Here is a 26,986-nt window from a genome sequence, read left to right as displayed (position 1 = left end):
TGCAACGTGGCGCCTGGATCAGGCCTTGACCACGTTGACGTATCTGCGATTGTTTTCACCGCGGGTCTTGAATTCGACCTTGCCATCGACCAGTGCATACAGCGTATGGTCGCGGCCCAGGCCAACGCCGGTACCGGGATGGAACTGGGTGCCGCGTTGACGCACGATGATGTTGCCAGCCTCGATGGCCTGGCCACCGTAGATTTTCACGCCGAGGTATTTCGGGTTCGAATCGCGACCGTTGCGGGATGAACCTACGCCTTTTTTATGTGCCATGACTGTTTACTCCGGCTGTATCAGGCGTTAATGCCCGTGATCTCGACTTCGGTGTAGTGCTGACGATGTCCCTGCTGCTTCTTGTGGTGCTTGCGGCGGCGGAACTTGATGATGCGGACCTTGTCAGCGCGGCCATGCTTGCGCACGGTGGCGGTGACGGTGGCGCCAGACACGGTGGGGGCGCCGACGGTGATGGTTTCACCGGAACCGACCAGCAGCACCTGGTCGAACTTCACGCTGGCGCCTTCTTCGGCGTTCAGCAGTTCCACGCGCAGGACGTCGCCCTGCTGGACGCGGTATTGCTTGCCGCCCGTCTTGATGACTGCATAACTCATGGGAGAGCCCTTCTGTCGTTATTCTCTTGGGTTCGCCACGGCCGGTATCGGCCACAGCGAACTAAAGAGTATAGCGAAGAGGGCGTTTTTTGGTCAACAACTGACCAGCCCATACTTACGGGGCTTACTTGCCCGACTGGCCCGAGCCGCCTTGCGCGGGCGAAGGCGGCAAAACCCCGCTGTCGGAGTCGGTCGTACCCGGGCAACGACCCTGAGCATCCAGTTTGCCCTGCTTCTGCAGCTCCGAAAACATGTCCGCGGTGCGCTGGCGACCCCATTGCTGACCAGCCTGGGCGGCCTCGGCCATGGTCGCCGGCATCTGGGCGACCAACTTCTGACCCAGCGGGGATTTATAGAACTTGATCAGCCCCTCGACCTCGTCAGTCGTGAAATGGTGCTGGTAAGCGGGGACCATGGCCTTGCTGAGCTGCTCCACCCCGTTTTTGTCGATATAGGTTTGCCAGTAACTGACCGGCACACAGGGAAGCTGCTGGCTCATCATCGCGCCCATCTGGTCGTTCATGACGGTGAACTGGCCCGACACGTCCATCACCTGCATCAATTCCCGCACCTGTGCCTCGCTGGGCTGCGCCGCCAGAACGTGGCTTGCCGCGAGTGCCATGCACATACCCAACGCCCATTTACCAACCGTCATGTCGCATCCTCCAACCGGGAAATAGCAGCCGAGCATATTCGTCTGTGCCATGGCTGCCTAGTCAGCCGTTCAACACACCTGCTGACATAACGTTGTCAGCATGTTTTTACGAGAACGGAACAGACGGATGGGACCAGCTTGGTATAGTGAATGATTCCCCACTATCGACGCGTCATGGACACCATACGCATTCGCGGCGCACGCACGCATAACCTCAAGAACATCGACCTGGACCTGCCACGCGACCGGCTGATCGTGATCACCGGACTGTCCGGTTCGGGCAAGTCCTCGCTGGCCTTCGACACGATCTATGCCGAGGGGCAACGCCGCTACGTCGAGTCACTGTCCGCGTATGCACGGCAATTCCTGTCCATGATGGAAAAGCCGGACGTCGACCACATCGAGGGCCTGTCGCCGGCGATCTCGATCGAACAAAAATCCACCTCGCACAACCCACGCTCGACCGTAGGCACGATCACCGAGGTCTACGATTACCTGCGCCTGCTCTATGCGCGCGTGGGCACGCCCCGCTGCCCGGATCACAGCATTCCGCTGGAAGCGCAAACCGTCAGCCAGATGGTGGACAGCACCCTGGCGCTGGATCCCGAGAAGCGCTTCATGTTGCTGGCGCCAGTGATCCGCGAGCGCAAGGGCGAGCATGTGCAGGTGTTTGAACAATTGCGCGCGCAAGGCTTCGTGCGCGCTCGTGTGGATGGCACGGTGTACGACCTGGATGCCGTGCCGCCGCTGACCTTGCGCCAGAAACACACCATCGAAGCGGTGATCGATCGCTTCCGTCCGCGTGACGACATCAAGCAGCGCCTGGCCGAGTCCTTCGAGACAGCCCTGCGTCTGGGCGACGGGCTAGTGATCGTGGTCGACATGGATGACAAGAAGGCGAACGAACAGTTGTTCTCCTCACGCTATTCCTGCCCGGTCTGCGATTACTCGCTACCGGAACTGGAACCGCGCCTGTTCTCGTTCAACTCGCCGGTCGGCGCCTGCCCCACCTGCGATGGCCTGGGCGTGACGCAAGTGTTCTCGGCCGATCGCGTGGTCGGCCATCCCGAACTGTCGCTGGCCGGCGGCGCCGTGCGTGGCTGGGATCGGCGCAATGCGCATTACTTCCAGTTGATCCTGTCGCTGGCCAATCACTATGGCTTCGATGTCGAAACACCGTGGCAGAAACTGCCTGGCAAGGTGCAGCAGGCCATCTTGAACGGCAGCGGCAACGAAACGATTGCCTTCCGCTATATCACCGAACGTGGCGGCAAGGTCACACGCGAGCACCGCTTCGAAGGCATCCTGCCGAATCTGGAACGCCGCTACAAGGAAACCGAGTCACCAGCGGTACGCGAAGAACTCTCCAAATACATCAGCGATCATCCCTGCCCCGATTGCGGCGGTCAGCGCTTGAACCGTTCGGCGCGCAACGTGTTTGTGGCCGATCAACCGCTGCCTCTGCTTACCGCCCGCTCCATCGACGATGCATTGGCGTTCTTCGAGAAACTCAAGCTCACCGGCTGGCGTGGCGACATCGCCGTGAAGATCGTCAAGGAAATCCGCGAACGCCTGAGCTTCCTCAACGATGTGGGTTTGAACTACCTCACCCTGGATCGCCAGGCCGATACGCTATCGGGCGGCGAAGCGCAGCGCATTCGCCTCGCATCGCAGATCGGCGCTGGCCTGGTTGGTGTGATGTACGTGCTGGACGAACCCTCGATCGGCTTGCACCAGCGCGACAATGAACGCCTACTCGGCACGCTGACACGCCTGCGGGATCTGGGCAATACGGTGATCGTGGTTGAACACGACGAAGATGCGATTCGCGCTGCCGACCACGTGCTGGACATCGGCCCCGGCGCAGGCGTGCACGGTGGCGAAGTGGTCGCGCAAGGTTCGTTGAAGGACATTCTTGCCGCACCACGCTCGGTCACCGGTCAATATCTGTCCGGCAAGCGCGAAATCAAAGTACCAGAAGAACGGCGCGAACAGCTCGACAAAGATTCCTGGCTGTATCTGAAAGGCGCCAGTGGCAACAATCTGAAGAACGTGGATCTGGCGATTCCGGCCGGCCTGTTCACTTGCATTACCGGCGTATCCGGCTCCGGCAAATCCACACTGATCAACGACACGCTGTTTGCACTCGCCGCTGCCGAGTTGAATGGTTCGAGCGTGCAGCCCGCGGCTTACAAATCGGTAGAGAACCTGGAGCTGTTCGACAAGGTCGTTGACATCGACCAGTCGCCGATCGGTCGCACGCCGCGTTCGAATCCCGCCACCTACACCGGCCTGTTCACACCGCTGCGCGAACTGTTCGCACAGGTGCCGGAAGCACGTTCACGCGGCTACACGCCGGGCCGCTTCAGCTTCAACGTGCGCGGCGGCCGCTGCGAGGCTTGCGAAGGCGATGGCATGATCAAGGTGGAAATGCACTTCCTGCCCGACGTGTACGTACCGTGCGATGTCTGCCATGGCAAGCGTTACAACCGCGAAACGCTGGAAATTTTGTACAAGGGCCACACGATTGCCGACGTGCTCGACATAACGGTGGAAGACGCAGCCAAGCTGTTCGAGAACGTGCCGGTGATCGCACGCAAGCTGGACACACTGCGCTCGGTCGGCCTGGACTACATCAAGCTCGGTCAGAGCGCGACCACCTTGTCCGGTGGCGAAGCGCAGCGCGTCAAGCTATCGAAGGAACTCTCCAAGCGCGAAACCGGCCGCACGCTGTACATCCTCGACGAACCCACCACCGGTCTGCATTTCCACGACATCGAGCAATTGCTCGACGTGCTGCATCAGCTGGTGGACCAGGGCAACACCGTGGTGGTGATCGAGCACAACCTGGACGTCATCAAAACTGCCGACTGGATCATCGACCTGGGCCCGGAAGGTGGTTCCGGTGGTGGCCGTATCCTCGTTACCGGCACACCGGAAACGGTAGCCGCGACGCCGGGCTCACATACTGGCCGTTTCCTCGCTACGCATCTCAAGCCGCTGAAAGCGCCACGCGCCAAGCTCGAAAACAACAACACCAAATCCAAACCCAAACGCAAAACGGCATGAATGGCAATGTTGGGGTTTGCACCCCAACCTACGCCCTGCGCCATAATCGGGGGCACCTCAATCCCGACCACGGAGTCACGCACATGGAAATTCAGCCTTATCTGTTCTTCGACGGTCGCTGCGAGGAAGCCATCGCGTTCTATCGCGACGCACTCGGCGCACAGGAACTGATGAAGATGCGCTTCAAGGATGCCCCGCCCAGCGACGACTATCAGAGCCCGCCCGAACATGCCGAAAAGATCATGCATGCCGCACTGGTGATCGGCAGCACACATCTGTTGATGTCGGATGGTCAGTGCGGCCAGGAAAAGGTGGTGCACTCCGGCTTCAGCCTTTCCGTGACTGCAAGTGATGCGACTTCGGGAGAAAAGTATTTCAACGCACTCACGCAAGGCGGCCAGGTCACCATGCCGTTCCAGAAAACCTTCTGGACGGAAGGTTTCGGCATGCTGGTGGACAAGTTCGGCGTGCCGTGGATGGTGAACGTGCAGCACGAAGGTGGGTAATACAACGTTGATCCAATGGATGATGTAGAGCGCCATCGGATACTTGTCCGTCGTCCCGGCGCAGGCCCACTGCTGTCCGGGAAAAATAGTCCCCGGCATGAGTACCTACAGATGAGCAGAGCATGAGCCCCTCTCCCTTCGGGAGAGGGGTTGGGGTGAGGGTTCGGCCAGCGCGCGAAAACAAAGACTTGCGCGAGAATTGAATCGCTCACTTCGCCCGGACCCTCACCCGCCTGCCGGCACCCTCTCCCGGAGGGAGAGGGAATCACTCATCAGATGTTTCGCAAGTCTCCGCATCCGCTGATGCGGTGAAACCTTTGGCATAAGCCACACTTCATCAATCAGCGTGATTTTCCCCGGACAGCAGTGGGCCTGCGCCGAGACGACGGGGGAAAGTAAATGACGCGACTGGGACGTCATGCCAATCAGGTTGCCGACATATATCTGAGAAAAGTCTTACCCTGCTATCCACCCATGCTGAACCAACCGCGCGATGCTGTTCAGCCCATCTCCGCTTGAGACAGCGCATCGAACAAATTCGGACCGGGACTACAACTGGTCGCGCACGAATCGGTCACGTCCGACATATCTCAAGACATACGACTTCTAGCATTTCCTCATCACCCTACAACCTGATGAGGAGCACGCCGTGAACGTGCAGAAACGCACCACCCCCAGCATCGCGCCATCCCCAGCCCAAACCACACCGCGTCGCCGCATGGGGCTTTTGCAGCGCAGCCTGATCGCCGCTGCCTTGGCGGAGGCATTCCTCGTGGGCGCAGCTATCGCCGAGAGCAACAACGCGCCGGTCGCAGCGAACTACGACATCATCGTGACGGATGACGACATCGATGGGGACGGCGAGCAAGCCACCGCCGATACCTCATCGCACGCCGCACCGAGTCAAGCTTTGACGCAGCACGCTGCCGACCGAGGCTCCGTGGGCGTCATGGATGTGGAGGATCCGCAGTTCGCTGCCGAAGGTGTGCGCGGCCCCAACAATGCCTCCTTGAACGGCGCTGATTCGTCCACGATGACCGCACTCGCCATGGGTGTAAGCTCCAACGCCAGCGGCGGCAATGCCGTCGCGGTCGGGGTGCAGGCCGTCGCCCATTCGGACCACTCGGTCGCGCTCGGCAGCCAGGTCTCGACCGGAGCAGATCAGCCCTATGCTGTCGCGGTTGGCTCGAATGCTTCTACCAGGGGTACGCAAGCCATCGCACTGGGTGCGAACGTCCAGGCCAACGCGGACAACGCCCTTGCGGTCGGCAACAACAACACCACGGCACTTAGCCAGAGCTCGATCGCCATAGGCGATGGCGCCAGAGTGAACAGCCGCAGCGACAACTCCATCGCCATGGGCACCAACGCAACCATCGACAGAAACACGGCCAATGCGATGGCATTGGGCGCGAACGCCCACGTGATCGCAAGCGCTTACGGCAGCATCGCTTTGGGTGCCGGCTCCATTGCCGACCGCGCGAATGTGCTGTCCATTGGTTCCTTCGGTGCAGAACGCCAAATCATCAACGTCGCGGCCGGCACGCAACTCACGGATGCGGTGAACGTCAGCCAGCTCAAAGGCGTAACGGATGCGTTCGGCGCGGGTGCCGGCGTGGCACCGGACGGCAGCATTACGCAGCCGACTTTCGTGATCAACGGCTACCGGTACACGACGGTCGAGCAGGCTATTCAGGCGGCCGCCTCATCGGGTGCCACCGATTCGCAGGCCGTGAGGTACGACCTGAACGATGACGGTTCCACCCACTACGGTTCGGTGACGCTGGGCGGTCCGGCTGCCGCGCCGGTGATTCTCACCAACGTAGCGGATGGCAAAAACCAGTATGACGCCGTCAACTTCGGCCAGCTCAGCAACCTGCAAGGCCAGGTCGACAACTTGAACCAGACCGTCACCAACATCGACGACCGCGTCACCCACATCGAGAACAATGGCGGTGGCGTCGGCGATGGCGGCTCGTGGAATTACGATGCCCAAGGCAACAAGATCACCAACGTCGGCGACGGCGCCGTGAATGCGGGAAGCAAGGACGCCGTCAACGGCTCACAGTTGGCGGCCACAGCACAAAGCACAGCCGATGCACTGGGCGGCGGTGCCAAGCTCAATGACGACGGCACCATCTCGACGCCGACTTACACGGTCGGCGGCCAGCAGGTTCGCGGCGTGGAAGGTGCGGTGAATCAACTCGATCGGCGTATCGATGGTCTGCAAGGTCAGATTGATGGGCTACAAGACCAGGTCAGCAACACTGCACGCGCGGCGTATTCCGGCATTGCAGGCGTCACGGCACTGACCATGATTCCGGGCGTCGACGTCGGCAAGACATTCTCGGTCGGTGCCGGTGTGGGTAGCTATAAGGGTTACACCGCTGCCGCGCTGGGTGGCGAAGCTCGCGTCGGCGAAAACTGGAAGGTTCGCGCGGGGGTGGGCTTGTCCAACAACGGCAACACGGTGGGTGTGGGTGCTTCGTTTCAGTGGTGAAGAAACCTGTCCCCTCTCCCCGAAGGGGAGCTGTCTCTTGATCACAAATCTGGTGCGACGGCGCTCCCTCTCCCCTCCGGGGAAAGGGTTGGGGTGAGGGGCCAATCTTGCGACAGAGCTTGTTTCGTGCACGATTTAAAGAGCGAAGCTTGCGCGTAGCCATGGAGTTTCGCTCAAACCCGGCCCCTCACCCTAGCCCTCTCCCCGAAGGGGAGAGGGGACTGGTCTGTCTCGTTAAAATCTGATCAAGAGACAGGAAAGGGAGAGGGAGCCATAAAGCCAAGCTTTGCGCTTTACATCGAACGCGCACCAAGCTGACCACGCAACAACTGTATCTCGGCCCGCATCGCGGCCATCGCCTCTTGCAATTGCGCCATGTTCACCGCATCGGTCGCTTCCGTACCTGCCGCAACATGGATGATCTGCCGCGTGCCAACCGAACCACCACCAATGGAGATCGCATTGCCGCGATCGGCCACCGCGCCGTGACCCAGCGCAACACCGCCGAACGCCGCCGCTTCCACGCTCGCCTCCGCGCCCAGCGCCAGCGCGCCATTCACATTCGCCGCCACCATCGCGCCACGTCCGATCGCAATGCCGTTATCGCTGCGCACCTTCACGCCTTCGCCCATGGCGATGGAGCTCCTGCCGATCGCCCAGGTCTCGTTGGTGCCTAGCGCCAACGCATGCTCCGCATTGGCCTGTACCCGCGTGCCGAAGGCCACCGCGCGCGGCGCGTTGGTATGGACGTCCGCACCCACCGCCACGGCGTTCTCGTTATCCGCGCCTGTCCGCGCCCGGCGACCCATGGCCACTGAATGATCCGCGCCAGCCACGTTGTCCAAACCCATCGCAATCGCATTGCTGCCGTTGGCAAACGAGAACACACCGATCGCCGCTGCCGTAAACTCCTCTGGATCGCCGCCGTTCAACGAGGCCACGTTGTGCCCGCTGCGACCTTCGACGGCGGCCAGCGGATCCTCCTCGTTCTTCACGCCATTCGTCGCAGCGAGCGCATCCAGCGCCCTGCGCACGGCAAACAACTGACCACCATTGACGGCATCCGTGCTGAGAGGGCTGACGTCACCCTCCGCAACGTTGATGATCTTGCGTTCGTAACCCGCGTATCCCACGGAGAACACATCGTCATCATCGGCCACGGAGTTGTAACCCACCGCCACCGAACGGTTGCCCGAGACGGAAGCACCGGTACCGATAGCCACCGAAGTAAATGCCGTGGCACTGGCGTTCGATCCAATGGAGACCGCGTTGTTACCGTTCGCGTTGGCCTGGGTGCCGGTCGCATTGACCTTGATGTATTTCAAATTGATCGCGCCACTGGTCAATTCGGTCTTGAGATCGCTCAACCCCAGCGTCAGTTGTGCCACATTGACACCATCGGTATTGGCCGTACCGGTAGCCATGTTGTGCAACGCTGCCGGTGTGGTCGCGCTCGCGCCGCCCAGAGTCACGCCGTCCTTGGAGGTACTGTCGTAGGTGACTGCCAGCGATTCGCCGGTTTCCGGATCGAGCAAGCCGCTTTCATTCAGTGTGTCCTTGAGATCGCTAACGGACTGGTCGACGGCATAGAGCTGCGAACCGTTCACCGCATCCATGCTGGTATCCGTCAATGCGCCCGCATTCACGTTCGTCATCGTTACCGGCATGCCCGTCGTGCCCAGCGAAATCTCCATCTTCGTGGCGTCGACATACGTCACCGCCAGCGAATCACCCGTCTCCGGATCGATCACGCCGCCGTTGTCCAGCGCATCCTTCAGATTGCTGAGCTCTTTATCCACCGTGTAAAGCTGCGAACCGTTCACCGCGTCCGTGCTGGTGTCGGTCAACGCTCCCGCATTCACGTTCGTCATGGTTACCGGCATGCCCGTCGTGCCCAGCGAAACCTCCATCTTCGTGGCGTCGGCATACGTCACCGCCAGCGAATTGCCGCTTGGATCGAGCACACCGCTGTTATCCAGCGCCTCGGCCAGGTCACTGATCGCCTGATTCGTCACGTACAACTGCGAACCGTTCACCGCATCCGTGCTGGTGTCCGTCAACGCGCCTGCATTTCCGATGAAAAATGGGGTTTGCTTGAACCCCATTTGCCGGGTCAAGCGGGCCGATGGGGGCGTGTAGCCAAAGATAATCGGCAATTCATCAACGCAGTGTTCTGGATACTTCGCACCGGAGCGCCGTGGCGAGATTTACCACCCGAGTACGGCGATTGGAAGAATACCCATCGGCGCTTTTGTCGCTGGCGCGATAACGGCACATGGGAAGGTCTGTTGGAACGTGTGATGGATGAGCCGGACTTTGAGTGGCTGATGATCGATGCCAGTCACTGCAAGGTTCATCCTCATGCAGCGGGAGCTCGTGGCGGCAATCAGGGCATAGGTCTCACAAAAGGGGGCGCAACACCAAGATACATTTGGCCGTGGATGCGCATGGTATGCCAGTCCGAATTCTTGTTACAGAGGGTACCCGGGCAGATTGTTCGCAGGCCGCGGAACTGATCAAAGACATTCCTGCTGAGCATCTCATGGCCGACAAAGGTTATGACAGTGATGCCATTGTTGAGCAGGCTCATGAGCAAGGCATGCAGGCGCATATTCCGCCACGTAAAAACCGAAAAGAGCCGCGCGACTACGACACGTACCTGTATCGTCATCGCCACCTGGTTGAGAATGCGTTTTTGTACCTGAAACAGTGGCGTGGTGTGGCGACACGCTACGCGAAGAATCTGTCCTCTTTCCTTGCCGCTGTGCAAATTCGCTGCCTCGTCATGTGGCTCAGAATCTTATGACGACATGCTCTAGTCTGCGTGCCACCGTTGGCTAACGTGTACGTAGGGCCGCTCACTGCACCCGTGGCCGGATCGATGGACGCACCGCCACCCAGCGCGGTGATCACGGGCCGTAACTGGCCTATGGTCATAGCGTCGCTGGCAGCGCGACCGGCCTCCATATTGACGATCCGTTGTCGCAGCCCGGTGGTGGTGTTACCCACCGACACGGTCATGGCTTCATTCGCCAAGGTGTCTTTGCCCAGTGCGACCGCCGCATCGAGTGCCAGCACCTGGGCGCCGCTACCTAGCGCAACAGCACCACTACGTCCGGCGTAGCTGCCGCTGCCAAGGGCGGTGGCGGCGTTGCCATACGCGGCGGCGCCATCGCCGAAGGCGATCGATCCTGTGCCGATGGCGGATGCATCGCCGTCAGGGGACTGAATCGTCGCACTGCGGCCGATGACAATGCCGCCCACACCGATGTTGTCGATAAGGGCCCCCAGACCCAAGGCGATATTGCCTTGCCCGCTGCCGTCCTCGGTACCCCCGGCATTGTTGATGAGCGCACCCGCGCCGATGGCGATGTTGCCTATCCCTATGCGGCTGACGCCCGTGGTTGCACCGCGGCCCAAGGCAATGCTGTCGCTATGCGCTGAGTAAGTACCAATGCCGATCGCGGTGGAACCGTTGCCATAGGCGACAGCGCTGTCGCCGAGGGCCATCGATCCTGTTCCAAACACACCTGGATAACCACTGGCGGCTTCGACTTTGGCATTACGCCCCAGCGCGATCGCGCCGTCGCCGGTGTTGTCGACAAGCGCGCTTGCGCCGATGACGATGTTTCCATCCCCGCTCGCGCCCGATCCCTGATGGGATTTCGCGTTGTACCCGATGGCGATGGCATGGCTCCCGATGGCTTGGGCCACATTGCCCACGCTCACCGAATAATTACCGGTCGCCGCGGCCAGGCTGCCCAGGCCGATGGCTTCGCTCCCATTCGCCGCGGCATCCGCCCCCATACTGTTGACGGCCAGATACGGTGAGTTGGCGGTGCTGTCGCTGACAGCTTGGTCCAGCGCACCCAACGCCGCTTCGAGGCTGGTTTGCACGCCGCCATTGGCAAGCGTGTAGGTGGGGCCGGTGACTGCACCACTGACCGGATCGATGGATGCGCCACCGCCCAGCGCACTCACCACCGATTGCAACTGGCTGACGTTGGTCGCGTCATTCGCGTCCGCACCGGCCTGCATGTTGACCAGACGGCGCATCAAACCGGCCGGTTTGTTGCCAAGCGATACCGACAAGGGTGTATCAGCCAAGCTGTCGCTGCCTATCGCCACGGACTGATCCGCCGAGGTACGTGCCCGCACGCCAAGGGCCAGCGTGTCTTCGGCGCTTGCCACGGCCGCCGAACCGATGGCAATGCCATCGGAACCCACCGCATTGGCATCGGCACCGGTCGCATTGATCTTTACGTAGTTGAGGTTATCGGCCAGATCGCCGCGCAAACCGTCCACGGTGTTGTTCAATTGCGTCAGGTTCACCGCATCGTTGGGTGCAACGGCGGTGGCGACGTTCATGATCTTCACCGGCTGGCCGGTGCTGCCCAGCATGATCGTGTTCTTGGCGATGCTGTCGTAGATCACCGCCAGCGCGGTACCCGTGGCTGGGTCGATCACGCCGCTGCTGTTCAGTGCGTACTCCAGCACCGTGAGTGCCTGGTTGGTGGCATCGAGCTGGGCGCCGGTGATGGCATCCGTACTCGTCGCCGAAACATTGCCCGCAGCAACATTCACGATCCTGCGCTCGCTCCCCAAAGCCCCTACGGAAACGGTATTGGCGACATCCGCCCGCGCGTTGGTGCCGAGCGCCACCGCATTGTTTCCTGCGGCGCTCGCTCCGCTGCCCAGGCTGATGGCGTTGCTGCCGGTGGCCGTGGCATCCGGCCCGGTGCTGTTGATGGCGATGTACTTGTCGTTCTCACCGCCGGCATTGCTCACCGCCTGATCTAGCGCACGCAACGCACCGCTGAGCGTGGTCTGCACACCGCCGTTGGTGAGCGTGTAGCTGGGGCCGCTCACCGCACCCGTGACCGGATCGATGGATGCGCCACCGCCCAGCGCCGTGATCACCGGCTGCAACTGGTTCACGTTGACCGCGTCGTAAGTGTCAAGGCCCGCGTTCATGTTGACAATGCATGGAAACAATCCCGTCCACATCCGCCAAGGAGCCAGCGCCGAGTGCCACCGAAGAACCTAAAGACAAGACTCTTGCACCAGCCCCCAACGCGACGCTACTGGAGTGCCCTACGAAAGCACTACTACCGATTGCGACGGCATTGTTGCCTTTCACTAAGCCACCATCGCCCACGACGATGGATCCCACCCCGATTACCGACGAATCGGTAGATGAGGAAATTTTCGCATTGCGGCCAATCGCAATCGCACCCGCACCGGTGTTATCGACGAGAGCGTGTGCACCGACGACGACGTTTCCATTGCCATTGGCCGTGGGAGAACCCTTGCCGGATATCGCACCCACCCCAATGGCAACGGTGTCGGTGCCAACGGCATTGGCCTGAATTCCCACGGCCACCGAATAATTTCCGGTTGCCAATGCCGCTTGACCCAGCACCGTTGCGGCCGTGCCGCTCGCGCTGGAATGATTACCCACTGACGTCGAATCGGTACCGCTGGCAATGGCATAGGCGCCCACGGCCGTTGAGCCAAGGGCGTTTGCCATGGATTGTAAACCCACCGCACTGCTGTCCCGTCCGGTGGCTTGCGACAACGTACCGATCGCGATCGCGTTATAGCCGGCAACCGTATTGCCGCCTAGCGCCACCGCCGACTGGGCGTTCGCATTGGCATTCATCCCCACAGCCGTTGCACTACTACCCGCCTGGGCGTCCAAATCGGTAGCGTAAGCACCCGACTTGAAGGCGAGGTACTTGTCGTATACACCCACCGCCGCATCGCTCACTGCTTTGTCCAACGCACTCAGCGCACCGCTGAGCGTGGTCTTCGTGCCACCGTTGGCGAGGGTGTAAGTGGGGCCGGTCACGGAGCCGGTGTCCGAACTGAGCGAGGCGCCGCCGCCCAATGCCGTGATCACCGACCGCAACTGGCTCACGTTCACCGCCTCATAGGAGTAACGGCCAGCATCCATGTTCGTGACACGGCGCCTCATGCCGGTGGTGCCGTTGCCGATGGAAACAGTCCCGTCCACATTCGCCAGGGAATCTGCGCCGAGTGCCACGGAAGGCCCGAGCGACGTGACTGTTGCATTCGCCCCCAGCGCAAGGGCCTTGCTGTGCCCTGCATTGGCACTACTACCAATGGCGACAGCATTATTGCCATACACGTAGCCACCATCGCCCAGGACGATGGATCCAGCCCCGCTCACTGACCCGTTACCACCGCCGGAGGAAATTTTCGCATCACGACCGACAATGACAGCCCCAGAACCGTTGTTATCGAAGAGGGCATTCGAACCGATCACGATGTTCCCGAGACCCGTACTTGCGGAACCCGTACTGGTTTTCGCGCTGTATCCGATAGCAATGGCGTTGTGCCCGACGGCATTGGCTGATTGTCCCAAGCCCATCGAATAATTTCCGGCAGCCGATGCCTTTCCACCTAATGCGGTCGCAAAGTTGCCATTGACAATGGAATCCGCGCCCACAGCAGTGGCATAGGTGCCGCTCACGTTTGCACCCAAACCCACCGCGCTGCTGTCGTTTCCAGTGGCTTTCGACAACGTACCGATCGCGATGGAGTTATAGCCGGCGACGGTGTTACCGCCGAGTGCCGTGGCCGACGTTCCGCTCGCATTTGCATTTGCCCCAACAGCCGTTGAGCCAGTGTTGGCTGGGCCTGCTTGAGCAGCCAAATCGGATGCGTAGGTACTGGTTGTAAAAGCAGTGTACTTTTGAAGCGCCTCCAGGCTGGCCCTTGTCTCAACCAGCGCGGCTCCCGTGCCGTCCCATGGTTGACCGGCAGCGTACCGCCCATCGCTGTATTCGACGTTACGCCGCTCAACCGTTTGCGCCAGCGTTTGGGCGATTTTCCTGGCCAAGGTCGCTTGCAAGCCGCTAGGCGGTGCATTGCGAGCCTTCGACTCGACGTGACCATTACCATTGGAGTGACCATTGTGCTTTTTCATGACAACGCATCCTTATCAGCAATGAGGGGAGTGGGTGATGTTTCATTCACGCATCCACGCGCCATACCAGCTTCACATCGATACGCAAATGTTCGTGCGGCTGCAGCACTTTCGGTACCGGGCATCGCCCTGTACGACTGCCTCAAATGTCATCGAAAAGGCTGCATTGGGGTTTCTGCCATGCGTTTCGCTTGACGCATTACAAAAAAAGTCGTGTAAAAAGATGGCGCGTAGCCAGACAATTTCATCGGATGGGAACAGCAAATCGTGCTGAGCCCAACACGCGAAACATCGCGTGCCGGGCATCTCGCGCGTTTTATTTTCCGTGGCATGGACGAGCCATCTCTTCACGGTATGCGTAGTGCACCTGCCGTAGACGGCATCGCAGCTTCGCGTTTGCTTCGGGTCGAACCGCGACTGACAACGTTGAAAGTCACATCGTTCATCAGCTGCCACCCCATGCCGTACAGGCGATTCGGGCCCCATAACCATTGCGCCAGCAAACCAGCTTGAAGCGTTGTTCCTGGCGCAATCGGACCGGTCTTGACGAACGCAATCGCTCCAGTCGTATTGGCATTGGTATAGTAAGTATCCCCCGGCAAAGCCGGGGGCTTTATTGGGTGAGCCCCTCAAAGGGGCGATAACAGCGTGAGCCGCCTGAAGGCGGCGGGCTACACGCCCAGCTTCATCTCGTCGTAACGTTCATCCTCTTGCTCTTGGTTTCGGATGTATGCCCTCACCATCGCTTCGTCCAAGCCCACCGTCGAGACGAAATAGCCTCGTGCCCAAAACGACTCCCCAGTGAAGTTTCGATTCCGTCCTCCGAACTTGCGCGCAATGGTGATGGCACTCTTACCCTTGAGGTAACCCACCACGTTCGACACTGCATACTTCGGCGGAATGCTGATGCACATGTGAATGTGGTCGCTCATCAGGTGGCCTTCCACAATCTGCGATTCCTTGTGCGAAGCCAACTCGTGGAAGACCTCGCCCAAGTGCTTGCGTAACTCTCCAAACACCTGCTTCTTTCTCCGCTTGGGAATGAACACCACGCGGTACTTACAGTCCCAACGGGCATGACTCAAGCTTTGATACTCTTTCATCGTGAACCTCGTCTCTTGGTCGAGATTTCAGGTTCACTACGACCGCCGTATAGGTCAAACCTTGGTGAGTCCCCCGGCAAAGCCGGGGGCTTACCTCATTCTGAGTTATAGCCCTGCGGACTGGGGTAAACCGCTGGCCCAGCAGGCCACGCACTGCCATTAAAAATAAGCCTGAATCCCACACCCGGTATTCCGGTCGAAAAGAGCGTCGAGTTCTGTGCCGGCTCGCCGCCGATGGCATTGCTTAGATATTGCCGCGACTGATAAGCCCAACTGTAAATAGCAGTCCATCCACTAGGGCTGATTGGCGAAGTCGTATCGATCACCGCGCCGATCGGTAAGTCTTCCGGAATCGTGATACTTGATCGAGCGGTACAACGGTAGAAGCTGGTAGTACCGCCGATGAAATAAGGCGCGAGACCCATGTTGGGGACACCGTGAATCGCCAGGTTAAGCACTGGCGATTCCACTGCAGGCTCACCCGCCCGTTTTACAGTATAAAAAATCTGGACCGTGCGGTTGGTGTTGGGATCAATCGTGGGGTTGTCGACAGTAAAAATGATCGGACCTACTACTTCAACTTTCGTGGCCTGCTGCTGGGACCCGCCCCCTTCTGTGCCTTGCCAGATCATCGTCACCACGTCGTTGGGCGCCATGCCCGGGTAATCGATCACGATGTGGACCCCGTTGATGGGCTTGACCAGATTCAACGTGTTGGTGAAGGGATCTGCCTCAGTGACGATGGGCGCCGCCAGCCCCACCAACGCTGCAAGAACAGTGAAGCTCCACGCCGGAGACACCGGCTCGCTGCCATACAGTCCCGTGGCTGTGAAACGGTGATTGCCATCGGCGAGTCCGGTCACCGCGCGAATCCACAGACCAGCGTTGTCTACGGGAGCGATGCCACGCGAGATGGTTTCGTTGTCGAACAGTTCAACGGTCATGCCAGCGATGGCCGTGCCGCTGACGGTCACCGTGGTGTCGTGCGTGATGCCACCATCGGGGATATCTCCTGTGGAATCGCTGACCGAGGTGATGACAGGGATGATTGCTTGCGCTGGACTAACGAGCAGTTTCAGCGGCGTGGATGGCCGTGGACTCCCCCCCTTCGGCGTCACCGCATAACGCACCGTCACCGTGCCACCGTCGTTGACCGTCACGTAGGCCTTATCCACGTCGAACAGCAGCGGCTTATTGAGCGTGGCCGCACGGACCGTGATCCAGTCGCTGGTGCTGCCACCCACGCCGCTGCCAACCCAATACAGGTCCACCCGATCATCGATAGCCATGCCTGCATATGGCGCGATGCGCACCGTCGCATAAAGGTCCACCGCAGCCGGGTCCAGCGTGACACCGTCGGGTGCTTCATCGACCGATGGTTGCGGCAGGAAGATGTCTTGCCCGCTGCTTACACGCAGCGTGCGTACCTGCGAGGGGCGCAGCGGTGTGCCGTCGCCCATGATCACGTCGTACCACAGCTCCACCGTGCCACCCGCCAACAACGCAATCTCCGCACCCGGTATTTGCAGCACGATGTCTTTGCCCACGGCGCTGCCACTGATCTGGCGCTCCACTTGATAGAGGTGTGCTTCGCCGTCGGCACGCGTACCGGACCAGATCAGTGTCACCACGTCGCCCGCGTCCATGCCCGGATACGGCGGGATGCGCACCGTCGCGCGCGACACGCTCGCGCTCAGTTCGTCGTAGTCGTTCGACGCCTCATCCACCGTGGGCGCCGGCAGCGATGCGGCTTGGCCGACGATCGTCACTCGCACTTGCTTGGACGTGCGGTCGTTCTGCAGGGCGTATGACACCACCGCATCGCCTTGCGCGAGCGCGGCCACGTTGGCGTTGGGCACCAAAAATTCCAGCGTCTGGATGGGGCCACGGGTGACCGATTGCGCGGCCTCGTAGGGCACTGACACACCTTCCGCCGTATGGCCCAGCCAGTAAAGCGTGACCGTGTCGCCGACCGCAAAGTCGGGTTCAAACGCCGTCACCAGTACGCGTACATCCTCACTGCCCAGCAGGGCCAGATCGATCACGCCGTTCGCGTCGGCATTTGTCACCTCGGGCAGAAACAGCGCATTGCCCTGCACGTTCACCACCACGTCGGTGGTGGGCGACCAGCCGGAACGGTTGTGCACGATGTCGTAAACCTGGTACCGCAACACCAGGGCATCGCTGTCACCCGCGGCGCGGATGGTGGCGTCGTCCACTACCAGTATCACCATCTGTCCAACGTCGCTGGCGTCCAGGATCGTCTTCTCCACGAACACGCCGCCTCAGGACAAGCGGATCCGGTCGCCGACCGCCATGTTGGGGTACGGCTGGATCGTCACCGGTACGCCGCGCGCGGCCCAGGACGTATCCACGCCATCGCGGATCACTTCCGCCGGCAAGCCGGGTGCGGCCAGATTCGGGTTCACGTCCGGCGCCGGGTCGATGCCACCGGGCCGATCCAGCTTGACCAGCACGCGCAGCCGTGGCGACAGTTCTTGATAACCGGTGGTCGCGCGCGTGACGCGGCACACCACGTTGAACCAACCGGCGACCACGTCCTCTTCCGGTACGGACAGCAGTACGGCCTTGTTGAGTTCTTCCGGAAACTGCAGGGTTTTATCGGCAGCCGGGGTGCCGGGGTAGCCGGGGCTCTGCGGATCGTCAGGCGCGCCCCAGAACAATTGGAGCCGATCGCCCACCTGCATCGGTGACCACGGTTCCACCTGCACCATCACGCCACCTTCGCGCACGTGAAGGCCGATGGCTTGCTCGCCGTTGTCACCGATGGGTATCGACTTCAGGACGGTGGGTTGCAGCACGATGCGCGACAGTGAAGCGAGTTCAGCCGTCGCGTGCCGCCAGGCCCGCGCAGGGCCACGGTATCGCGTCCCAGGCACCCACCGTTCCACACCGCCGTAGGCCATCAACGCTTCGGCTTTCGGATCAAGATAGGGATGATCCCCGGCGTGGCGACCAAGCCATTCGAACAAGAGAGGATCCTGATGTCGTGGCGAATGCCCCATGTCTTGCTGACCATCGTTGCGCTCAACGCCACGCGGCATGGTCGCCAGGGCGGGGTCTGTGTGCTCTCCCGGCGGGGTTTGCAGCATGCTTGACGGCACGCGGTGCGCGTGTGACGAAACATGACCGCTGGAGTGACCGTTGTGCTTTTGCATGGCGACGCATCCTTTCAGCAATGAGGGGAAGATTTACGTCACACAATCACGTGTCATCCCGGCTTCACATCGGCACACTAACTTTCACAAAACCATCATGCTTAATGGCGGCCATGGCTGCACGTCAAAAAAACGATTGACGCTTACTGATGGAGTACAAGGACGGAAAGCGTGTAAAACAATGGCATGCGTTTTGATAATTCCGCGTGAAGGGTACGGCAAGCGGCGATAAACCCGGCGTGCGCGACATCGCACACTTGAACACGTTGAACTGATCTTCCTAATAATCAGCGTTGCCTTAATCCTAATCCGCGGAGGTCCGTGGCGGCGATGACGACGCAACAATCCCGTGCTCTATCGCATAGCGCAGCAAATCCACATCGCGTTCGATGCCCAGCTTCTGCATGACACGCGCCTTATGGGTGCTAATCGTCTTTTTGCTGCGGCTGACACGCTCGGCAATCTCGTTGACGGTCAGGCCGCTCGCATAAAGCCGTAACACCTCGATTTCGCGCTTGCTCAACAACTGAGGTGCGTTCTTATCACGCCGAACCCTATCGTGCGTGCGCCTGCTTTTCTCGACGATGGGCGAATAGTAGGCGCCACCCGTTGCAGCCGCATAAATAGCAGGGACCAAATGGCTGACCGCATCCGCCTTGCTGACGATGCATAAGATACCTTGGCTTTGCAGCGCCCCGAGTACGGCCGGATTGTCCAGCATCGTCAACACAACCAGCTTGATCGAAGGGTAGTGTCGTTGGATGAACGAAAACAATGCGATACCGTCGCCATGTTCGTTTCCTGGCATGGAGTAGTCGGAAACGAGTACATCGCAGCAATCGGTATCCAGGATGCGGAGCAGTTCGGTTGAATTACCCGCCGTACCGGTCAACTGGATGGTGCCGACGGCAGACAAGCTGTGTTCGATGCCTGCGATCATCGCCGGATGATCGTCCGCAAGCACTACTCTTAGCGAGAAATCATCCATTTGCCGCCCTTGAGTCCGTTATGCATTCAAGCATGCAGGTACACTGGCGGCGATAGTACGCCAGTTCAGCCGCATCATGCAGCATGGCAAGCCACCGTCCTGAAGCACGCAAGAACAGCTGACTGTTACAGCATATACGCCATCGCGAGCCGCTCGTTATGATCAGCCCACTCGTCGCCCAAGGAATGCGTCATGCCCATCCACCATCGAACCGTTCTGGCCGTTGCCATCGCCACGCTAAGCGGGATCTCCCAGGCGAAGGCCGTCGATGGCGCATCGATCACCCTCTATCGCAGCGATAGTCCTGCCTTGTATGCAAGCAGTAGTGACCGCAGCACCCAGGAAGGTTATGCCGTAGTGCGCGAACAGCGCAGCGTAACGCTGCAGGCCGGTGTGCATGACCTGGTGCTTGGCGATTTGCCGAACTATCTTGATGCCGAAGCCATGGCACTTGGCTTCCCGAGTGGCGAGGCCAAGGTGATTTCGCAACGCTTGCTGCTTGGCCAGGGGGCGAATGCAGCGCTGACCGGTTTGACCGGCAGCACGATCCGTGTGCTCAGCGACAACGGCCAGCCGCTGACCAGCGGTACCTTACTGCGCGCTGGCGAAGACGGTCTGGTGGTTCGCGGCAGCAACGGCACAACGCTTATTCGCCGTTATGCGGCCGTCCATACGGAAGGCGGCCACTTCCCTATCGGCTCCAGCCTGCGCCTGCGCGTGGACGCCTCGCGCAACGGCACGGCCGATGCAGTGCTGAGCTATCCCACTTCCGGCATCGGCTGGCGCGCGGCGTATGTCGCCACCCTGCAAACGGGCAGCGCATGCGGCATGCAATTCGAATCGCGCGCCAGCATTGGCAACCGTAGCGGCCGCGACTGGCATGACATCCACCTCACCCTGATCGCTGGTGAACCGAACTTCGCCAAGACCACCGAGCCACGCCCAATGATGCGTATGATGGCTGCGGCGGCCACAGCTCCGGCAATGCCCGAGCAAGCGTCCATAGGCGATTACCGCAGCTACACTCTGCCCGCGCCGGTCGATCTACCCGACGGCAGCATCAGCCAGGTACCGCTCTATGCCACCCGCACCATGTCTTGCGCGCGTACTGCTCTTTACGAAAATGGCGGCAACTGGCTACCGTCGCAACCCATGCTCAATAGCAATGTCAATACTGACAACAACACCAGCATCACTAGCACGCTCGGCTTCACTGCGTTCGACAGTCTTCCGGCTGGTTATCTGCGCATACTGACCGCGGATCGCAACGGCGTGCCGCAATTCATCGGCGAGGGCCGTATCGGCGATACACCCAAAGGCGGCGATGCCCTGATCACGCTGGGCTCCGCTTTCGACCTGCGCGGCAAACGCGAACGTACTCGCCTCCATGTGGACAAGAATGGCCGCACCATGGACGAGGCATTCCATATCACCCTGACCAATGCGAGCGACGTTGTACGTACGGTGACGGTGCGCGAGCACCCTAATCGCTGGCGCACATGGATGCTGACGTCGTCGAGTGCAAAACCCAACAAGCAAACCACCGACACGCTGGAGTTCAAGATCGACGTACCGGCTAACGGCAAGGCGACACTCGACTATGCGGTGCGTTATACGTGGACTGCAGATGATAATCCGCAGTCTTGACTGCCGGGGAAGGGCGTGTTTCATGGCAACCTACGCCGGCTCGCCGCCCTACCCTTTCAGGAACCTCGATCATGCTCAACGTCATCAAGCACGATGCCATCACCGAAATCCAGTTGGCGCGCCCGCCGGTCAACGCGCTCAATCTGGAACTGCTGCGTGCCATCCAGGAGGCACTTGCCGACGCGGTACGCGATGATGCGCGCGGCATGGTGCTGTCAGGCACGCAAGGCATGTTCTCCGCGGGCGTGGACGTACCTGCCCTGCTGACCCGTGACCGCGCCGGCGTGCGCGAATTCTGGCGCGAGTTCTTCGCTACTTGTGCTGCACTGGCGCATTCACCGATTCCCGTGGCCGCGTCGATTACCGGCCACAGCCCGGCAGGCGGCGCCGTGCTTTCGCTGTTCTGCGACTATCGCGTGATGGCGCAAGGCCCTTATCGCATCGGCCTGAACGAGGTACAAGTCGGACTGGTGGCGCCCGATTGCATCCAGATGGCCCTACGTCGCATCGTGGGCAACTATCGCGCGGAACGCCTGTTGGTGTCCGGTACATTGATCGACGCAGAACAGGCATTGGCCTGCGGATTCGTCGACGAACTCACCAGCGTCGACGAAGTCACCACGCGCGCCCTGCATTGGTTGAATGAAACCCTGGCCCTGCCCCGGCACGCCATGCTGGCCACGCGCCAGATTGCGCGTGCGGATCTGCTCCATGCGTATGCCGATATGGATAGCCTGCCCATCGACGCGTTTATCGACGGGTTCTTCCATCCGCAAACGCAGGCAACCTTGCATGAGCTGGTAGCGCGGCTGAAGAAAAAGCCGTGAATGGGGAATGGGGAATGGGGAATCGGGAATATGAAAAAGCGCACACATTGCCTTAACGATTCCCGATTTACGAACCCACCGCCACCGGACGCGATGGATCACTGACCCAGCCGCTCCACGACGGCGCATAAAGCCGTGAACCGGTCAATCCCGCATGCTCCATCGCCAACAGATTGTGGCAGGCCGTCACGCCCGAGCCGCACATATGCACGACCTGTTCAGGGCTGTGCGCGCCGATGACCGCCAGGAATGCCTGGCGTAATTCGGCCGACGGTTTGAAGCGTCCATCCGCTTCGAGGTTCTCGGAGAATGGGCGATTGGCCGCGCCCGGTACATGACCCGCGGCCCGATCCAATGGCTCCACTTCACCGAGATAGCGCGGCGTTGCACGTGCGTCGAGCAGCAGTTCCTGCTTGAAACGGGTAACGGCTGCATGGTCCAGCACTACCTGGCTGACATCGTAATGCAGCGACACCTGGGTCGATTCACGCTGTGTGATATCTGGGGACACGGGCTGACCCGCCGCTTTCCAGGCCGCATAGCCGCCATCGAGCACCGCCGCTTCTTGCACGCCGCACAAGCGCAACAGCCACCACAGTCGCGCCGCTGCCAGTGCGCCATTGCCGGCGTCATAGCAAACCACTTGCGAACCACACCGCCAACCCCAGCACCCTAGCGCTGCGGAAAAAGTTTCCTCCGATGGCAAGGGATGACGCCCAAGCCCCAACAGTATGCGTGTGAGATCGGAAAGATCACGATCCAGGCTGGCGAATACGGCGCTTGGAATATGCTCCGCCCGGTAATCGCGCTCACCCTTGCCGGCGTCGAACGGGTCATACCGGCAGTCGACGATCAATACGTCCGATGGTGGCAATGCGACCAGTTCGGTGACGGAGATGAGTGTGGTTTTCATGCGCGCTCCATCCTTTGCAACAGGTTCTGCAGCATGGCGGCAGTGGCGCCCCAGATGCGATGGCCAGCGTGCTCGAATTCCACCATGTCACGGCGGTGGCCGCGGTAGTCCATCACATAGCGTTTCACATTGCGCGGTTCAAAAAAGAACGCCAGCGGCACTTCAAACACTTCGGCGACTTCATCGGGCGCCGGACAAAAACGCGCCTCTTCAGCGATGCGTGCAACCACCGGTGTGATGCAGAAGCCGCTGATGGTTTCAAAGCAATCGAGATACCCCAGCGGCGTAACCAAGCTGCGATCCAGCCCGATTTCCTCTTCGCTTTCACGCAATGCGGTAGTCAGCGCATTGCCATCGGCAGGATCGGTGCGGCCACCGGGAAAAGCCACCTGCCCAGCGTGGGAGCTCAGATGATCGGTACGCACCGTAAACACTATGCTCGGCCGTGCTTCGCCACGCAGACCCATTAGCACAGCAGCTGGGCTGCGTGGCGCGTCGCCGAGCAGCTCATTCATTTGACAATGATTCCAGCCAGGTGCGGCAGGTGGCTCGGACAGTGGGCGCAAGGCGCGCAGCAGGTTATCCATTACCCGGCTCGCGGGCAGGCAGCACCACGTCCATGTAATGGTTGCGTTCGGTCTCGCTCATGCTGCACCAGCGGGCGATTTCATCGCCGGTGCGATGGCATCCTTCGCAATAGCCGCGCGAATCGAGCCGACAGATGCCAACACAGGGGCTCCGGATGGCTTGCGCAGGGGCGTAGGAATCATTCGACATGCGCCCGCCATGCTAGCACGCAGGCGCGTCAGGGGCCCGCTGCCCGCGAGCTCGGCGGCTTGATGTCAAGCAATTCGATATCGAACACCAGCGCCTGGTTCGGGCCGATGCGCGGCAAGGCACCGTGCTCGCCGTAAGCCAGCGAAGGCGGAATCACGACCTTCCAACGGTCGCCTACGTGCATGCGCGGAATCACGTACTGCCAGCCGCGAATCACCCGGTCCACCGTGAAACTGACCGGCGCGCCATGCGCCCAGGTACTGTCGAACTCGGTACCGTCGATGAGCATGCCGCGGTAGTTCACCGTCACCAGGCTGTCGATGCTCGGATTGACCGTACCGTCGCCTTTCTTGATCACGGAATACTGGATGCCCGATGGCAATTGCACCACGCCCGGCAAGGCGGCGTTGCGCGAGAGGAAATCGGTGCTCTTACGCGCGTTCTCCACGGCAATGCGGTTGTATTCGGCCATCGCCTGTTCATGCATCCGCTCGCCCAGGGCGAGTATCTGCCGATACATGTCTTCTTTTGGCACGGCCGGGGGACGCTTGGCGTAAGCATCCTCGATGGCCTTTTGCAGTACGGCCATGTCGATCGGGAAATCGCCCTCGGAGAATTGTGTGCCGATGCGATAGCCGATCGCATAGGAAAGCTTGTGCTTGTCAAGCTTTACCGGCGTGGATGGTGAGTTGGCCGCAACGGGCCCCTGCTGCGCCTGGACCGCCCATGCGGCAAGCAGCAAGAAACCTGAAACCATCCAACGCGGGTATGCCATTACTTTCTCCGTGGCGGCAAGCATACGGCTAAAGCCTCCATCGTAAGGGGTTGGGCCGTTTGATGCAGCAATGCCGGCTACCGGCAGGGTCGTAAGAGTTTGTGTGAGAAAGCCACAAGGCTACAAAGGTTCCCACTGCTACCATGACGCCTTTCTTTTTATTCACTACGGAGTCTGTCGTGGCCTACCGCCATCTTGAGATCAGCCATCGCGATGCCGTGCGCACGATCATCGTTAATCGTCCGGACAAGCTCAACGCGTTGAACCGTGAGACCTTGAACGAGCTTACCCTGGCATTCGTCCAGGCCGCCCAGGACGATTCCGTCCGTGCAGTGGTGCTTACCGGCGCGGGTGAGAAAGCCTTTGTCGCCGGCGCCGATATCAGCGAGATGAATGGCTACACCCCGATGCAGGCGCAAGGTTTTTCGCGCACCGGGCAGCAGCTGATGAGCACCATCGAACGCCTCGGCAAGCCGGTAGTGGCGCGTATTCAAGGTTTTGCGTTGGGCGGTGGCATGGAACTGGCCATGGCCTGCCATCTGCGAGTGGCCAGCGAGAAAGCGACATTCGGCCAGCCGGAAATCAACCTCGGCCTGATCCCCGGCTTTGGCGGCACCCAGCGTCTGTTACGCCTGGCGGGCCGCGGCGCGGCGATTGAGCTATGCCTGACCGGCGGCACCATCACCGCCCAGCGCGCTTACGAACTAGGCGTGGTCAATCGCGTGGTGGCGCCGGCAGCGCTAGACGAAACGGTCAACGCCCTCGCCGATCAGCTTGCCGCCGCCGCGCCCTTGGCCGCCGCCGGCATTCTCGACGCAATACTGCAAGGTGGGGAGACCTCGATCGACCAGGGGCTGGAATTCGAAACCCAGGCTTTCGCGCTGGCCTTTGCGACCGAGGATATGCGAGAAGGTACGACGGCGTTTCTTGCAAAGCGTAAGGCTGTGTTCAAGGGCTCGTAAATCGTAAATCGTAAATCGGGAATCGGGAATCGGGAATCGGGAATCGGGAATCGGGAATCGGGAATCGGGAATCGGGAATCGGGAATCGGGAATCGGGAATCGGGAATCGGGAATCGGGAATCGGGAATCGGGAATCGGGAATCGGGAATCGGGAATCGGGAATCGGGAATCGGGAATCGGGAATCGGGAATCGGGAATCGGGAATCGGGAATCGGGAATCGGGAATCGGGAATCGGGAATCGGGAATCGTAAATCGGGAATCGGGAATCGGGAATCGTTAAAAGCGGTCACTTACAAGTTTGCAGTGATCCGCTCTTACGATTCCCGATTCCCGATTCCCGATTCACACCCCCCATCAATGGCCGCCGCGATACTTCTTCTCACCCGCGGTAATGCGCAAATCCAGCCGATTCTCCGGCGGCGCCAGCGGGCACGTCGCATAGGACGTGAAAGCACAGGGCGGGTTGACGGCCTTGTTGAAATCCAGCACGACCTTGCCGTTCACCGATAGCGCGGCATAGAGGAAACGCGCCGCGCCATAGGTTTCGTGACCGGAGGTGCGGTCGGCGAGTACGAAAAACAGTTCGCCGCCCGGCTCTTCCTGATACGGCAACAGCTCGTAGGTATGGCCGTCACGCGTGAATACCGCCTTGCCCGGCACCTTCACGATGTCGATGGTGCCGATCACCGACCCCATCTGCAGGTCGTGCGGCGGGTTGAACGGCACCCAGTCGGCCACGATGCGCCAGGAAGGATCGATGGGGAAATAGTCGATGCCGAGAAAATGCTGGCGCGTTGCCGCGGAGGAATCCCTGACACGCAGCGCCTTGCGACCCTCGCGATCGATCACGTAAAAGTTGGCGGTGCCGAACGCCACCGTCGTTGGCGATGCATCGCCAGTGACGTGTGCGTCATCCATCAAGGTGGCTTCACGCACTGCTTTGCCGTCAACGGTTGCCCCGCTTCCGTCGGTCAGCGCGATATGCACTTGCCCAGCCTTATCGAGGGTGATAACGCCCAGGTGCGCGGGACCTGCCTGCAACACGATATGGTTATCCGGCGCGCTGCCCACCTTGTTAGCGCCTTGTTGCAACCATTCCAAACCAATCAGGCTGAGCCAGCCTTCCGGAGCGGTGAGCCGCTCGATGCGTTTGTTACGCCACTTTTCGATGCTCTGCTGGTAGGCATCCTGCGCAACGGTGGGATTGGGCGTTTCAGCATGCACGATAACCACTCCAGTACTAAGGATGAGTCCGACAAGGACATAACGCCACATGGGGTTCGCTCCGTTCATTGCAAGAACCCCGAGTATGGACGTCTATTTGTGCGAGAAACAAGCATCACCCGGCGACTACAAAGAAAAAGCTTATAGGATTAGGTCATACCGTTAGGGTGCAAATCCTAAGGTATCCCCACGTTTTTGGGTCGGGAATTTCAGCTGTATATGCAGAATTTTCATGCCTACAGGCATCTTTCAAGCTACCCCACCGTCATCCCAGCGAAAGCTGGGATGACGAGCGAA

General features: G+C 60.3%; 22 protein-coding genes. 7 read left to right on the top strand and 15 right to left on the bottom strand.

The window, feature by feature from the left end:
* Positions 1-18: 18 nt before the first annotated feature.
* The 3 genes from rpmA to EO087_RS02475 form a co-directional block, all read right to left on the bottom strand.
* Positions 19-276: a 50S ribosomal protein L27 gene (gene rpmA, locus EO087_RS02485; protein WP_128897497.1), complete on the bottom strand. Its 258-nt coding sequence runs from the start codon at positions 274-276 to the stop codon at positions 19-21.
* 20 nt (positions 277-296) lie between these two features.
* Complete coding sequence (rplU, locus tag EO087_RS02480; RefSeq protein WP_128897496.1) at positions 297-611, bottom strand: 50S ribosomal protein L21; 315 nt, start codon at positions 609-611, stop codon at positions 297-299.
* Between the two features lie 124 nt (positions 612-735).
* Positions 736-1,266, bottom strand: coding sequence for a DUF2059 domain-containing protein (locus tag EO087_RS02475; protein ID WP_128897495.1), 531 nt, complete (start codon positions 1,264-1,266; stop codon positions 736-738).
* 174 nt (positions 1,267-1,440) lie between these two features.
* Here EO087_RS02475 and uvrA point away from each other — a divergent pair, with 174 nt between their 5' ends.
* From uvrA to EO087_RS02460, 3 genes are all read left to right on the top strand, one after another.
* A complete protein-coding gene (gene uvrA, locus EO087_RS02470; protein ID WP_128897494.1) occupies positions 1,441-4,335 on the top strand; it encodes an excinuclease ABC subunit UvrA in 2,895 nt (964 codons plus the stop codon).
* An 83-nt stretch (positions 4,336-4,418) separates the two neighbouring features.
* Positions 4,419-4,841, top strand: a complete 423-nt coding sequence (locus EO087_RS02465) for a VOC family protein (protein ID WP_128897493.1) — start codon at positions 4,419-4,421, stop codon at positions 4,839-4,841.
* A gap of 649 nt (positions 4,842-5,490) precedes the next feature.
* Entirely contained in the window at positions 5,491-7,341 is a 1,851-nt protein-coding gene (locus tag EO087_RS02460) for a YadA-like family protein (RefSeq protein WP_128897492.1), read from the top strand.
* 293 nt (positions 7,342-7,634) lie between these two features.
* Here the strand turns inward: EO087_RS02460 and EO087_RS02455 are convergent, their stop codons facing one another.
* A complete protein-coding gene (locus EO087_RS02455; protein WP_164931741.1) occupies positions 7,635-9,401 on the bottom strand; it encodes a hypothetical protein in 1,767 nt (588 codons plus the stop codon).
* On the opposite strand from EO087_RS02455, the gene EO087_RS02450 reads away from it, so the two are divergent.
* Positions 9,381-10,147 (top strand): IS5 family transposase gene (locus tag EO087_RS02450; RefSeq protein ID WP_205744465.1). Its coding sequence is split into 2 segments (ribosomal slippage): positions 9,381-9,741 and positions 9,741-10,147, totalling 768 coding nucleotides; the frame shifts between segments, so codons are not numbered across the junction. The two genes, EO087_RS02455 and EO087_RS02450, sit on opposite strands and share 21 nt — an antisense overlap.
* On the opposite strand, the gene EO087_RS02445 is transcribed toward EO087_RS02450, so the two are convergent.
* The 6 genes from EO087_RS02445 to EO087_RS02420 form a co-directional block, all read right to left on the bottom strand.
* Positions 10,072-12,315, bottom strand: a complete 2,244-nt coding sequence (locus EO087_RS02445) for a hypothetical protein (protein ID WP_164931740.1) — start codon at positions 12,313-12,315, stop codon at positions 10,072-10,074. The two genes, EO087_RS02450 and EO087_RS02445, sit on opposite strands and share 76 nt — an antisense overlap.
* Positions 12,299-14,293 (bottom strand): hypothetical protein, encoded by a 1,995-nt coding sequence (locus EO087_RS02440; protein WP_128897489.1) that lies wholly within the window; start codon positions 14,291-14,293, stop codon positions 12,299-12,301. The genes EO087_RS02445 and EO087_RS02440 overlap by 17 nt, the downstream gene beginning before the upstream one ends.
* Before the next feature lie 671 nt (positions 14,294-14,964).
* Positions 14,965-15,396, bottom strand: coding sequence for an IS200/IS605 family transposase (gene tnpA, locus EO087_RS02435; protein WP_128897488.1), 432 nt, complete (start codon positions 15,394-15,396; stop codon positions 14,965-14,967).
* Positions 15,397-15,491: 95 nt separating this feature from the next.
* On the bottom strand, positions 15,492-17,669 hold the full coding sequence (locus EO087_RS02430; RefSeq protein WP_128897487.1) for a hypothetical protein: 2,178 nt from the start codon (positions 17,667-17,669) through the stop codon (positions 15,492-15,494).
* A 12-nt stretch (positions 17,670-17,681) separates the two neighbouring features.
* A complete protein-coding gene (locus EO087_RS02425) occupies positions 17,682-18,575 on the bottom strand; it encodes a hypothetical protein (RefSeq protein ID WP_128897486.1) in 894 nt (297 codons plus the stop codon).
* A 304-nt stretch (positions 18,576-18,879) separates the two neighbouring features.
* Complete coding sequence (locus tag EO087_RS02420) at positions 18,880-19,563, bottom strand: response regulator transcription factor (protein ID WP_128897485.1); 684 nt, start codon at positions 19,561-19,563, stop codon at positions 18,880-18,882.
* Between the two features lie 192 nt (positions 19,564-19,755).
* Between EO087_RS02420 and EO087_RS02415 the strand changes: the two genes are divergently transcribed.
* Positions 19,756-21,210, top strand: a complete 1,455-nt coding sequence (locus EO087_RS02415; RefSeq protein ID WP_128897484.1) for a DUF4139 domain-containing protein — start codon at positions 19,756-19,758, stop codon at positions 21,208-21,210.
* A gap of 71 nt (positions 21,211-21,281) precedes the next feature.
* A complete protein-coding gene (locus EO087_RS02410; protein ID WP_128897483.1) occupies positions 21,282-22,037 on the top strand; it encodes an enoyl-CoA hydratase/isomerase family protein in 756 nt (251 codons plus the stop codon).
* Positions 22,038-22,104: 67 nt separating this feature from the next.
* On the opposite strand, the gene EO087_RS02405 is transcribed toward EO087_RS02410, so the two are convergent.
* Genes EO087_RS02405 through EO087_RS02390 form a run of 4 tightly spaced genes read right to left on the bottom strand, consistent with a single transcriptional unit; the run spans position 22,105 to position 24,502 of the window.
* On the bottom strand, positions 22,105-22,950 hold the full coding sequence (locus EO087_RS02405; RefSeq protein ID WP_128897482.1) for a sulfurtransferase: 846 nt from the start codon (positions 22,948-22,950) through the stop codon (positions 22,105-22,107).
* Positions 22,947-23,537, bottom strand: a complete 591-nt coding sequence (locus EO087_RS02400) for a CoA pyrophosphatase (protein ID WP_128897481.1) — start codon at positions 23,535-23,537, stop codon at positions 22,947-22,949. The genes EO087_RS02405 and EO087_RS02400 overlap by 4 nt, the downstream gene beginning before the upstream one ends.
* Complete coding sequence (locus EO087_RS16590; RefSeq protein WP_128897480.1) at positions 23,530-23,727, bottom strand: DUF1289 domain-containing protein; 198 nt, start codon at positions 23,725-23,727, stop codon at positions 23,530-23,532. The genes EO087_RS02400 and EO087_RS16590 overlap by 8 nt, the downstream gene beginning before the upstream one ends.
* Before the next feature lie 28 nt (positions 23,728-23,755).
* Positions 23,756-24,502, bottom strand: coding sequence for an FKBP-type peptidyl-prolyl cis-trans isomerase (locus tag EO087_RS02390; RefSeq protein ID WP_128897479.1), 747 nt, complete (start codon positions 24,500-24,502; stop codon positions 23,756-23,758).
* 179 nt (positions 24,503-24,681) lie between these two features.
* Here EO087_RS02390 and EO087_RS02385 point away from each other — a divergent pair, with 179 nt between their 5' ends.
* Positions 24,682-25,464 carry an enoyl-CoA hydratase-related protein gene (locus EO087_RS02385; protein WP_128897478.1) on the top strand — a complete coding sequence of 261 codons (783 nt, stop codon included), beginning with the start codon at positions 24,682-24,684 and terminating at the stop codon, positions 25,462-25,464.
* Between the two features lie 355 nt (positions 25,465-25,819).
* Here the strand turns inward: EO087_RS02385 and EO087_RS02375 are convergent, their stop codons facing one another.
* On the bottom strand, positions 25,820-26,689 hold the full coding sequence (locus EO087_RS02375) for a DUF1684 domain-containing protein (RefSeq protein ID WP_240669107.1): 870 nt from the start codon (positions 26,687-26,689) through the stop codon (positions 25,820-25,822).
* Positions 26,690-26,986: the final 297 nt, after the last annotated feature.

Origin of the sequence: Dyella sp. M7H15-1, from assembly GCF_004114615.1 — a bacterium.
Lineage (GTDB): Bacteria > Pseudomonadota > Gammaproteobacteria > Xanthomonadales > Rhodanobacteraceae > Dyella_B.
This window is presented reverse-complemented; position numbering and strand designations above follow the sequence as displayed.

Excerpts from the sequence above, each read along its gene's own strand:
- EO087_RS02465 (WP_128897493.1), top strand. The coding sequence starts at position 4,419 with ATGGAAATTCAGCCTTATCTGTTCTTCGACGGTCGCTGCGAGGAAGCC.
- EO087_RS02410 (WP_128897483.1), top strand. The coding sequence starts at position 21,282 with ATGCTCAACGTCATCAAGCACGATGCCATCACCGAAATCCAGTTGGCG.
- tnpA (WP_128897488.1), bottom strand. The coding sequence starts at position 15,396 with ATGAAAGAGTATCAAAGCTTGAGTCATGCCCGTTGGGACTGTAAGTAC.
- EO087_RS02475 (WP_128897495.1), bottom strand. The coding sequence starts at position 1,266 with ATGACGGTTGGTAAATGGGCGTTGGGTATGTGCATGGCACTCGCGGCA.
- rplU (WP_128897496.1), bottom strand. The coding sequence starts at position 611 with ATGAGTTATGCAGTCATCAAGACGGGCGGCAAGCAATACCGCGTCCAG.
- EO087_RS16590 (WP_128897480.1), bottom strand. The coding sequence starts at position 23,727 with ATGTCGAATGATTCCTACGCCCCTGCGCAAGCCATCCGGAGCCCCTGT.
- rpmA (WP_128897497.1), bottom strand. The coding sequence starts at position 276 with ATGGCACATAAAAAAGGCGTAGGTTCATCCCGCAACGGTCGCGATTCG.
- EO087_RS02440 (WP_128897489.1), bottom strand. The coding sequence starts at position 14,293 with ATGAAAAAGCACAATGGTCACTCCAATGGTAATGGTCACGTCGAGTCG.
- EO087_RS02415 (WP_128897484.1), top strand. The coding sequence starts at position 19,756 with ATGCCCATCCACCATCGAACCGTTCTGGCCGTTGCCATCGCCACGCTA.
- uvrA (WP_128897494.1), top strand. The coding sequence starts at position 1,441 with ATGGACACCATACGCATTCGCGGCGCACGCACGCATAACCTCAAGAAC.
- EO087_RS02445 (WP_164931740.1), bottom strand. The coding sequence starts at position 12,315 with ATGAACGCGGGCCTTGACACTTACGACGCGGTCAACGTGAACCAGTTG.
- EO087_RS02400 (WP_128897481.1), bottom strand. The coding sequence starts at position 23,537 with ATGGATAACCTGCTGCGCGCCTTGCGCCCACTGTCCGAGCCACCTGCC.
- EO087_RS02405 (WP_128897482.1), bottom strand. The coding sequence starts at position 22,950 with ATGAAAACCACACTCATCTCCGTCACCGAACTGGTCGCATTGCCACCA.
- EO087_RS02390 (WP_128897479.1), bottom strand. The coding sequence starts at position 24,502 with ATGGCATACCCGCGTTGGATGGTTTCAGGTTTCTTGCTGCTTGCCGCA.
- EO087_RS02425 (WP_128897486.1), bottom strand. The coding sequence starts at position 18,575 with ATGCAAAAGCACAACGGTCACTCCAGCGGTCATGTTTCGTCACACGCG.
- EO087_RS02420 (WP_128897485.1), bottom strand. The coding sequence starts at position 19,563 with ATGGATGATTTCTCGCTAAGAGTAGTGCTTGCGGACGATCATCCGGCG.